This is a genomic window from Dolichospermum sp. UHCC 0406, assembly GCF_009712025.1.
In the GTDB taxonomy this organism is placed as follows: Bacteria; Cyanobacteriota; Cyanobacteriia; order Cyanobacteriales; family Nostocaceae; genus Dolichospermum; species Dolichospermum lemmermannii.
The window spans coordinates 39,845-49,666 of sequence record NZ_VILA01000006.1 but is presented as its reverse complement, the minus strand read 5'-3'; the positions used below and the strand labels follow the sequence as shown (position 1 = coordinate 49,666).

The 9,822-nt window shown below is 39.4% G+C and carries 12 protein-coding genes; 3 read left to right on the top strand and 9 right to left on the bottom strand.

Annotation, left to right across the window (positions count from 1 at the left end; all coding sequences use genetic code 11):
- Positions 1 to 886, bottom strand: an 886-nt coding sequence (lipA, locus tag FJR09_RS06295; RefSeq protein ID WP_168654042.1) for a lipoyl synthase, incomplete at its 3' end; no start/stop codon positions are given.
- A 237-nt stretch (positions 887 to 1,123) separates the two neighbouring features.
- On the opposite strand from lipA, the gene FJR09_RS06290 reads away from it, so the two are divergent.
- Entirely contained in the window at positions 1,124 to 1,702 is a 579-nt protein-coding gene (locus FJR09_RS06290) for a response regulator (protein WP_168651011.1), read from the top strand.
- Positions 1,703 to 2,260: 558 nt separating this feature from the next.
- Here the strand turns inward: FJR09_RS06290 and FJR09_RS26110 are convergent.
- From FJR09_RS26110 to FJR09_RS06255, 7 genes are all read right to left on the bottom strand, one after another.
- Entirely contained in the window at positions 2,261 to 3,268 is a 1,008-nt protein-coding gene (locus FJR09_RS26110) for a hypothetical protein (RefSeq protein WP_371725166.1), read from the bottom strand.
- Positions 3,269 to 3,883: 615 nt separating this feature from the next.
- Positions 3,884 to 5,446 carry an NAD(P)H-quinone oxidoreductase subunit N gene (locus FJR09_RS06280; protein ID WP_168653329.1) on the bottom strand — a complete coding sequence of 521 codons (1,563 nt, stop codon included), beginning with the start codon at positions 5,444 to 5,446 and terminating at the stop codon, positions 3,884 to 3,886.
- Between the two features lie 249 nt (positions 5,447 to 5,695).
- Positions 5,696 to 6,322, bottom strand: coding sequence for a Uma2 family endonuclease (locus FJR09_RS06275; protein ID WP_015081436.1), 627 nt, complete (start codon positions 6,320 to 6,322; stop codon positions 5,696 to 5,698).
- A gap of 74 nt (positions 6,323 to 6,396) precedes the next feature.
- Positions 6,397 to 6,750, bottom strand: a complete 354-nt coding sequence (locus tag FJR09_RS06270; RefSeq protein ID WP_015081437.1) for a MarR family transcriptional regulator — start codon at positions 6,748 to 6,750, stop codon at positions 6,397 to 6,399.
- A complete protein-coding gene (locus FJR09_RS06265) occupies positions 6,747 to 7,031 on the bottom strand; it encodes a DUF6516 family protein (RefSeq protein WP_235081894.1) in 285 nt (94 codons plus the stop codon). The genes FJR09_RS06270 and FJR09_RS06265 overlap by 4 nt, the downstream gene beginning before the upstream one ends.
- 240 nt (positions 7,032 to 7,271) lie before the next feature.
- Positions 7,272 to 7,490, bottom strand: a complete 219-nt coding sequence (locus FJR09_RS06260) for a type II toxin-antitoxin system HicA family toxin (protein WP_015081439.1) — start codon at positions 7,488 to 7,490, stop codon at positions 7,272 to 7,274.
- A complete protein-coding gene (locus tag FJR09_RS06255) occupies positions 7,490 to 7,732 on the bottom strand; it encodes a type II toxin-antitoxin system HicB family antitoxin (RefSeq protein ID WP_015081440.1) in 243 nt (80 codons plus the stop codon). Before FJR09_RS06255 ends, FJR09_RS06260 begins: the two co-directional genes overlap by 1 nt.
- Before the next feature lie 157 nt (positions 7,733 to 7,889).
- Here FJR09_RS06255 and FJR09_RS06250 point away from each other — a divergent pair, with 157 nt between their 5' ends.
- The gene (locus tag FJR09_RS06250) at positions 7,890 to 8,141 is read left to right on the top strand and encodes a type II toxin-antitoxin system Phd/YefM family antitoxin (protein WP_015081441.1); all 252 of its coding nucleotides are present in this window, start codon (positions 7,890 to 7,892) and stop codon (positions 8,139 to 8,141) included.
- On the top strand, positions 8,134 to 8,550 hold the full coding sequence (locus tag FJR09_RS06245; protein WP_015081442.1) for a putative toxin-antitoxin system toxin component, PIN family: 417 nt from the start codon (positions 8,134 to 8,136) through the stop codon (positions 8,548 to 8,550). The genes FJR09_RS06250 and FJR09_RS06245 overlap by 8 nt, the downstream gene beginning before the upstream one ends.
- Before the next feature lie 257 nt (positions 8,551 to 8,807).
- Here FJR09_RS06245 and FJR09_RS06240 read toward each other — a convergent pair whose 3' ends face one another.
- Positions 8,808 to 9,758, bottom strand: coding sequence for an aspartoacylase (locus FJR09_RS06240; RefSeq protein WP_015081443.1), 951 nt, complete (start codon positions 9,756 to 9,758; stop codon positions 8,808 to 8,810).
- Positions 9,759 to 9,822: the final 64 nt, after the last annotated feature.

Here is a 9,822-nt window from a genome sequence, read left to right as displayed (position 1 = left end):
CGGCGTGGTAGGAACTGCGAACCAGGGGACCGGAACGGACGTGATTAAATCCCATTTCCTGGGCTATATTGCTCAGTTCGGTAAATTCGGCTGGAGTCCAATATTTTCGGACGGGTAGATGTTCTAAAGAAGGACGCATATACTGGCCAATGGTGAGGCGATCGCATTTTACAGATCGTAAATCCGCCATTGTCTCAATTAATTCCTCTATTGTTTCTCCATGTCCCACCATCACACCTGACTTTGTGGGAATCTGATGATTCAATTCTTTAACTGTCGCTAATACAGCCAAGGAGCGGTCATATTTTGCCCCTCGGCGCACGGTTGGGGTTAACCTGCGGACTGTTTCAACATTATGGTTAAAACAAGCTGGTTGAGCCTGAATAATCATCGCTAGGCTGTGACGTTGAACTTCTGCACCCCCACTACCCCAAAAATCTGATGTCAGGACTTCAATTTGAGTTTCAGGGTTCAGGTGGCGGATAGTTTCCATTGTTTTGACAAAATGACCTGCTCCGCCGTCAGCTAAGTCATCACGAGCTACAGAAGTTAATACCACATACCGCAACCCTAAAAGTTGTACTGATTCTGCCACCTTTTGGGGTTCTTGTTCATCCAAAGCCATTGGGGCATGACCTTTATCTACTTGACAAAAAGCACAGGCGCGAGTGCAAGTTGGACCCATTAATAAAAAAGTTGCCGTTTTTTGGGCGTAGCATTCACCCCGATTTGGACAACGCCCCTCTTCACAAATTGTGTGGATTTGTCGTTGCTTAATGATACGTTGGACAGTAGAGATTTCACTAGCTTTGCCAAGAGGGCGACGCAACCAGCTAGGCATAGTCATAATTTCTGACTTGATATCAACTTGTTGTGGAGAATTCATATAGTAGCGAATAGGGAATAGGGGGAGGAGAAAGTTCAAAAATGTGTAGTTTAGACAAATATGGTACAAATTGATCAAAACGTCAGTAAAAGTTTCATACAACACTTGCATTTTGAGAATTTGTCTTAGAAAATACTCTTCCCCAATCTACATAAATTTGAGATATAGCGAGAGAATTCTTAAAAGCAGTGGGCAACCAGCCATCTAAACATAAAATTTTTAGGAGAGTAATCAGTTGTGGCAAGTAACAAAATTTTAGTTATTGACGACACTACCGTTGTCAGGGTAAAAGTACGGGAAATGTTAGCTCCGGGTAATTTTGAGGTAATTGAGGCAAAGGATGGGTTGGAAGGATACAATCTGATGCGTCAGGAAAAAGTCAGCTTGATCATGCTGGATTTCCTACTGCCGAAAATGAGTGGTTGGGAGGTTTTCCAGAATATTCAAGCTCAACCAGAGTTACGGAAAATTCCCTTGGTGATCATGTCAGGCCGCAAGGAAGAGGTAACGGAAAAATTTGTAGAACCATTTGAATATTTTGAATTTCTGGGTAAACCTTTTGATCAAAAGCAACTCATTGGGGCTATTAAGTCAGCAATGGTGAAGTCGAAAATTCCCCGTTCAGCCTTAAATACACCTCCAGTTAGTTCTGCAAATCAACAACTCGTTCCAGCCACTGCTGCTGCTAATGGTGTAGATTCATCTGCTGACATCAAATTACTAAATGATAAAATTGTCAAGATGCAAGGAGAAATTGATAGCTTGAAGCAACATCTTCATCAAATTGTGACCTTTATTAAACAGAAAATTAAGTAGTTTTGTCTTTGGTAATAATTCTTGTCATCTGAAATACTTAGTATTAATAACAAGAATAGTCACCTCCAACTTGAAAAAGCTATTATCAGCATTGAGTTTAGGAGCGAGATACTCAGGATGAGATTTCGATCTGTATTCTTTGCGATCAGTTTTATCGCAAGCCTGTCATGGCACATTCAAAATACAACTCAACTTGCAAAAAACAATGAAAGCTCTGTTAAATCTGGGCAAAATTATCTTATTTTTCGACAACGTTCTGCGACAACATCAAAACTGATTTATCTACAGAAAGTAGGGTTTGAGCTAAATTCTGCTATATCTGAATTTTAGCTTAAAAAAGTAGAAGCCCCTCACCTGCCCGATAAGGAAATGAGAGGCTTCTAGCTTCTAAGAGGATGTTTGAAAAGTTTTTAATGTATAAATAAACCCCTCTCCAAACCTCTCCCCGACGCGGGGAGAGGCTTTGAAACCCCCATTCCCTTGTAGGGAAGGGGGGAAGGGGGGTTAGGTTTCTGGAGATTATCGGTTTCATCTAATACTTTTCAAACAACCTCTAAGTTAAACGATAGCAATGTAAGGATTGCCAATAATACCATCACCATTGGCATCTATGCCAAAATTAGTTTCTTGAGTGAAAGCTGCCGCAGAATTTAATCCAAATTGTCCTTCGGAAGAAACGCGATTCCAGCTATTATCCAAATGCCAAATATGCAAGTAGTTTCCAGCAGTATTTTTCCAGAGAACTTGGTTATCCCCATTCACAGTTTCCACTGCTAAAGTTTGCCATCCTGGATAGATATCTGGGAAGATTTGGACTCCACTATTTTGAATAGCAATTGGGGTGGCTGTTCCCACTTGGACAAAGTATTTATTAGCTGTATCTTTGACCAGTTTAGTATTGCCGGTTGATTCAATTGAGGTATAAGGATTGCCAATAATACCATCAGCATTAGCATCTATGCCGAAATTAGTTTCTTGAGTGAAAGCATCAGCAGAATTTAATCCCCAATTTCCCTCAGAAGAAACCCAATTCCAGTTATTATCTAAATGCCAGATATGCAAAAAGTTTCCAGCAGTATTTTTCCAGAGAACTTGATTATCTCCATTAACCGTTTCTGCGGCTATCGTTTGCCATCCTGAACCGTAGATATCTTGGTAGATTTGTTGTCCACCATTTTTGATGGCAGTTGGGTTATTTGTTCCGATTTGGGAAAAGTATTTGTTTGTTGGATCTTTAACTAGTTTAGTATTACTTGCTGCTTCAATGAGAATGTAAGGATTGCTGGCAGGATTACCAATAACGCCATCACTATTAGCATCTATGCCAAAATTAGTTTCCTGGGTGAAAGCATCAGCCGAATTTAATCCAAATTGTCCTTCAGAAGAAACCCAATTCCAGTTACTATTTAAATGCCAAATATGTAAATAGTTTCCAGCAATATTTTTCCAGAGAACTTGATTAACTCCATTGACCGTTTCTGCGGCTAAAGTTTGCCAACCAGCGTAGATATTTTGGTAGATTTGTTGTCCACCATTTTTAATAGCAGTTGGGGTATTTGTTCCGATTTGGGTAAGATTAGGGTATTAGTAGATGTCTGAATGCTGTAGGATGTGTCACAATTGGTAACACTTTTCAGTTAAAGACTATACACGAACAAGTTTGACACAAATACTTACAAGTGTCAAACCCTATATCTATGTAACAAGTTAGGATATTTTTTAAATTGGTATTCACCAATGTCAATACTACTATCAATTTTTAACAGCTTATATTCCCATCAAATATGCAATTAAAATGAAGCTGTATAGAATCAAATTTCAAGAATTATGGTTCTACCGCTCCCATTATGGAAAAGAATATTAATTTAATTTTTGTAGGTTGGGTTGAACGAAGTGAAACCCAACATTGGCGGTAAGATAGTGAGAGTTGTTGGGTTTCCTTGCGTCAACCCAACCTACAATAAATGTTGTTTTACATAAAGGGAACGGTAAAGCCAGAATTATTAACCGCAGATGGACGCAGATAAACGCAGATAAAGACGGATGAATTAATGAATTTTATGATTTTGTGAAGTTTCACATAAGTTTGGTATTATTGCTGTTTAATAATAAAAATGGGTAATTGAATATTGAAGACTAGCTTCATTACCAATTACCCATTACCAATTATTTAGGAATAACTTACAATTCCTGTAACTCCTTATTTGTAATCACACTAGCTTGTGTACTGACAACTTTTGCTGCTTGTAACATGGGAGTGTTAGTGACAGAATTATTAGCCAAAGTAAACAAGGGATTGGATAAAATTCCAGAGATAGTAGTAGCTATTAAAGTTACTATCAAACCCACTTGTAAAGGTCTCAGTCCTGGTAAATCCCAACGAACTTGGGGATAATTCTTCACCACGTCGGACATTTCTTGGGGTTCTTTGACTACCATCATCTTAACTACGCGAATGTAGTAATAGATGGAAACCACACTGGTAACTAAACCAAGTAAAACTAACCAGTAAAGACCAGCTTGCCAACCTGCCCAAAATAGGTAAATCTTCCCGAAAAATCCGGCTAATGGGGGAATACCACCCAATGATAACAGGGAGATACTCAAGCCCAGTGTTAAAAGTGGGTCTTTTTGATACAAACCGGAGTATTCAGAAATTTGGTCTGTTCCTGTTCGCAGAGAGAACAATACCACACAGGTAAAGCCGCAGAGGTTCATAAACAGGTATACCAGTAGATAGAAAATCATACTGGAATAGCCGGCATCTGTTCCCGCAATTAAGCCAATCATCACAAACCCAGCTTGGGCAATAGATGAATAAGCTAACATCCGTTTCATGCTAGTTTGGGCTAGGGCGACAACGTTACCCAACACCATACTCAGTACTGCAAGGGCGGTGAAAACAAATCTCCACTCATCTGCCACGACAGGGAAAACGGTGGTTAAGAGACGGATAGCCAGGGCAAATCCTGCGGCTTTAGAACCGACGGATAAAAAGGCGATAACTGGAGTCGGTGCGCCTTCATAAACGTCTGGTGTCCATTGGTGGAAGGGTGCAGCGGAGATTTTGAAACCAATACCCGCAATCACGAAAACCAGGGCAATTACTAAACCTAGAGATTGACCAACATTTGCTGTGGCGATACCATTAGCGATCGCACTTAGTTCTGTTTGTCCACCGGATAAACCATACAACAGTGATACACCGTACAAAAATACCGCTGTACTGGAAGCACCAATTAACAGGTATTTCAACGCTGCTTCATTGGAACGGGGGTCACGTTTTGTATAACCTGTCAACAAATAAGAGGAAATACTCAGGGCTTCTAGGGAGATGAAAATCATCACCAACTCATTAGCGCCGGATAAAAACATTCCTCCCAAAGTCGCAGTCATCAAAATGGCGATAAATTCGGCTAAAGGCGTACCACTTTGTTCAACGTAGCGAATTGACATTAATATTGTTGACATTGCTGACAGGGCGATAATCCCCCGAAAGACAATACTCAGGTCATCGCCATTAAAACTACCAGTAAAGGCAATGGGGTTAGTTGTGTCCCATTGGAAGTATAGAGCGATAATCGCGGCTGTTAAACCAGCGATCGCTAGATATGCAATCCAGCGCGCAGATGTCCGTCCCAAAATCAAATCAACAATCAAAACCCCCAAGAGGGTAATCATGACGATTCCCTCTGGTAAAATCGTTCCAGCATTTAACTGGGATGCAAAATTAGCAAAATCCATGAGATGTATAGGTTTTAGCGATTAAACATTAGGGATAACACAAGTTTATTCTATCTATACTTCTTGACTAAAGTTGCATTGATCTTTCTATCTTTAACAGTTGGAAATTCGTATATTTAATTTTAGCTATCCGCAAATGTACCGCAATAACTCAAAATAAACAGTCGAGTGCATAACTGAACTGTTCAGCGTGGGGCGATTTTCGGGAAAGAGTTAATACCGTAGAGATTAAGCATGGCTTAAAGCACTTTATCTGCCAGCCTTTAAAACTTGTTCGGCTGTCAGTTTGAAATTTGGGAATGTCGGCGAAATAATGGGTTGATTGCCTCGAATCTGCTGAATTTCATACTCTCCTTTCACTAACGTACAAATGGAAAGGGTAGGTTGTTTCGGTTTCCCAATATGTCGAGTCCCACCTAGACCTGCATAATCCGCAATCCAATATTCAGGAATACCTAAAATTGCGTAGTCTTCGACTTTACGCGCATAATCGTTTTGCCAGTTGCTACTAACTACTTCTATCACAAATTTAATAGAACTGCCCAGGGTGAGGATTGATTGATCATGCCAAAGTAGTTCTTTCGCAAGTTCATTGCGGTCAACTACCATAACATCAGGTCGAAATGCTGTTATACCCAAGTTAGAAGGACGTAGTAATCCTCGCTGAAGGACAAACCAATTTAAACATAAGGCATCAATTTGGGCGCAGATTTTTGTGGTGGTAAAAGCTGAAACTTCTTCATGGTAGCCTGTTGGTTCCAAATCAAACACCTCTCCATCAATCAATTCGTAGCGGTTACTGTCACCATAACGGACGATAAAATCGCCAAAACTTAGTAACTGCTGTTGTATTGGTCTTTCGGTTGCAATGGTCATAGGTCAATTTAGCCCCATCAATATCACCACTCTAGCATTTTCGCTAAATCCATCCTTCGCCGTTTTTCAAATTCTCACACTGCTTTCGCTAGTGGCATGAATATTTCAACGGATTCAAATGGTACAGATATTTTGTCTTCTTCTGTCCGTTCAATTAATCCCAGTTCTTCCAGGCGATTTACGTCTGTGTGTACATTTGAATAGTTTCTTTCGGCTGTTTTTGCCAGCGCGTAAATACTGCATGGCTCTATTTTGCTTAAAGTATCAAGCAAATCAAGTCGAGCAGGCGTTAGCTCGCTAAAAAGTGATTTTGCAGATTCAAATGAAAGTCTAAAATTTACTGGCTTTCCAATTTCGGAGTCTTTAATTTGTTGACGAGCGGCTCGGATTGCAGAACCACCCTTGGCTACTTCAATAATTGCTTTCATGATTCACTCCAGGTTTCAATGTCTCTTTCAAAATCGTCAAGCAATTTATCAATGCTTGTGAATTTGTAATCTATTTCGTGTGAGTTTATATGTTTATGATCTCCTTTTCCACGTTCATTGTCATATCTAATTCTACATTTTCCATTCTGCCCGTAAAATAATCTGTATTTGTATTTATGTGTGCTTGGTGGTGTTGGCTCTGGTAATTCCCATATAACAACCTCGACGATTGATCCGTCGTCATGAACTTCTTTTGCTTTGGCGATTAGATTGGCCTTCATATATTGCATTGTAGCAATACATTTAAAGTTTGTCGAGTAGCAATATTATGGGACGAAGGATGGGTAAGCGATACCTTCGGTGAGCGCTCGCGCTATCGCCCTCAACTCAAAACCAAATTATCACAATATTATCCAGTTTAATGATTTGTTATACAGCGATCGCTTGCGTTGCGAAGCACATCACCAATTACCCTTGCGAAGTTAACAAAATAATGAATTAACCTTAACGGAGAGATCGCACTATAATTTTTCCCATTCATCTCTGCTAATATGGGCTTGTTTTAGTATTTTGCTCAATAAACCTATGCTAATGTCCGCCTCATGAGGATTAGGAATCGTGAGTTTGAGTTCTCCCTTAACCAAGTATTGATGTTTACCACCTGAATAAGGACCTTCAAAGCCTGCTTCTTTAAGAAAAATAACCAGTTCCCGCCATTTTATGGCTTTCCAAGCAGGCATCAGGCAACCTCTTGTAGTGAATTTAAGCCCACACCATCAAGCACGGGAAATTGATGACCCAAACGGATTCCCAAGACAACCCAGCCTTCTAAAGCATCTTGCAAGTTCTCTCGACAGGATTCCAGGGTGTTGGCTTGACTCCAAACACCTTCACAATCAGGAATTTCCCCGTAAAAAGTACCGTCTTCTAGCAACTCATAGGTTGCTTTTTGCATGGCTTTGGCAATGTATTCAGTTATCATTACTGTTTGCTCAAACGAATTCCAACTACCTTAATAGTATTACACAAATATAACATTAACTTCTCCATTATGAAAGGCGAACTGCTTGCAGCAGCGCTTCGCGATCGCACTACAGGGTATGTTACAATAACCAGAGTTATTTCTCAAACAAAATGTAATGAGACAAGTTTCAGTTTCAGAAGTAAAGGAAGATTTTGCTTACATTATGGATAGCGCGCAACAAGAACCTATTCTTGTTAAGGAACATGATCGCAATTATGTGGCTATTATTTCGATGAATGATTATGAAGATTTGGTAAAGATTAAAAATCTGCGTTTAAAGAATATATCAGCGGATTTAGGGGCGGAAGCTCAGGCAAATGGACTAACGTTAGAACTGTTAAACGAGATACTTAATAGTGATGCTTAATCGCTATGTTTTGGATGCTAATGTCTTAGTTAGTGCTATTTTATCTCCTAGTTCTACTGCTAATCTAGCTTACCAAAAAGCTCTTGACACTGGCATTTTATTGATTTCAGTTGAAACTTTTGCAGAGTGCGAAAGTGTGATATTTCGTTCTAAGTTTGATCGTTACATTTCTGTAGCACGTCGTCAGAAATTTTTAGCGGAATTTAGGGCAGCCGCCGAGTTAGTCTCGATTCTTGAGTTAATTAATGATTGTCGAGATCCAAAGGATAACAAATATTTAGATGTAGCAATTAATGGTTCGGCAAATGTCTTAATTACAGGTGATCAAGATTTGTTGATTCTTCATCCTTATCGGGGAATATTACCAATTTTAAGTCCGTCGGATTTTCTTAGGGATGATGTTTACTGAAAAGTATCTTTAAAATTTTAACTTTTAGACGGATAAAATATGTAAATCAGCAATAGCAGGATGTGTTAGCGTAGCGTAACGCATAATAATTACTGACAGTTGCGATCGCTATTCCTGTGAGTCGTAATTTTTAGGCGATCGCATCAACATCTATCTTCATAAAAGAGATCGCTATTGCTGTGAGTCGGGATTTTTAGGCGATCACTTTTGGTGAAGTGAAAGGGAAAGTGGCGATCGCACTTCATCAGAGAAAGTGATCACATTAACCCACAATGCAGGTTATCGTTTCCCATCATTGTGTTCCTTAACCCAACCAACAGGATCGGTGATCGCACTTCGGTTTTTTTCATTAAGTGGAAGGCTAAGTTATAAGCATAGTACGCCGCTTCATTTACCAAATAAGGATACAATTCTTGCGTTTCCGTGTAATTAATTACCTCTCCATCAAAGCTAATAAATAGAGGACCTCCTGGGTTAATTGCCACAAAATTCTGAATTTCGGGGTGGATAAAGGCATTCAATTCATTAAAAGAATTAAGAGGAAAATTGACTGTCATCAGCTTTTGATAAACGGTTACAAACTCTGATTGACTCGTCGTTATTCCTGAATTCCAGCGATCAAGATAATTCAAAATTTCATTAATTAGATTTTCAGTCTTTTGAAACAATGAAAAATCCAAAACACCTTGGGCAATTGGCCCCACCTCGATCGCAAAACCCAAGGGAGAAAGAGAATTTAAGAACGAAGTAGGCTGATCCTTTTCAAAGAAGCTACAAATACGGACTTCAGGGTTAATTTGGCTTAGATAAGACGCTAAACTGAGGTTAAAGGGATGGTCGTTGACTAAAATAATAGATAAACCTACGTCCGCCGTCGTCGAGTGAAGATCGAAAATACAATCAACGTTATTTGATGTGATTATCTCCTTTATTTCTTTTGCCCGTTGCTTTTCATAGATAATAGTTTCATCAGAAACAGTCTCTAAGCTCTCAATGTCAAAGCACCGATTTAAATCTTTGTCAATGAATCGAGTGCAGGCTTCTATCGCCTTGAGATTACCGAGAATGGGGGAAGCCGTAAAAGTATTGCGTTCGAGTAAATGTGGCTGTTTCAGAAATTTTTTAATCAGATAAAGACCCGTTAGTTCATTTCCATGAATACCACCGAATATGGCTGGTTGTTTGATTTTTTCAGGAGTTTGAGTCATTGCGCTTACCTTTAGAACGTTAACTAACATCAATGTAAGGTAAGCTATTGTTAATCACAACAGC

Coding starts and splice junctions, on each gene's coding strand:
- FJR09_RS06280 (WP_168653329.1), bottom strand. CDS start 5,446: ATGGATTTTGCTAATTTTGCATCCCAGTTAAATGCTGGAACGATTTTA.
- FJR09_RS06275 (WP_015081436.1), bottom strand. CDS start 6,322: ATGACCATTGCAACCGAAAGACCAATACAACAGCAGTTACTAAGTTTT.
- FJR09_RS06270 (WP_015081437.1), bottom strand. CDS start 6,750: ATGAAAGCAATTATTGAAGTAGCCAAGGGTGGTTCTGCAATCCGAGCC.
- FJR09_RS06265 (WP_235081894.1), bottom strand. CDS start 7,031: ATGAAGGCCAATCTAATCGCCAAAGCAAAAGAAGTTCATGACGACGGA.
- FJR09_RS06260 (WP_015081439.1), bottom strand. CDS start 7,490: ATGCCTGCTTGGAAAGCCATAAAATGGCGGGAACTGGTTATTTTTCTT.
- FJR09_RS06255 (WP_015081440.1), bottom strand. CDS start 7,732: ATGATAACTGAATACATTGCCAAAGCCATGCAAAAAGCAACCTATGAG.
- FJR09_RS06250 (WP_015081441.1), top strand. CDS start 7,890: ATGAGACAAGTTTCAGTTTCAGAAGTAAAGGAAGATTTTGCTTACATT.
- FJR09_RS06245 (WP_015081442.1), top strand. CDS start 8,134: ATGCTTAATCGCTATGTTTTGGATGCTAATGTCTTAGTTAGTGCTATT.
- FJR09_RS06240 (WP_015081443.1), bottom strand. CDS start 9,758: ATGACTCAAACTCCTGAAAAAATCAAACAACCAGCCATATTCGGTGGT.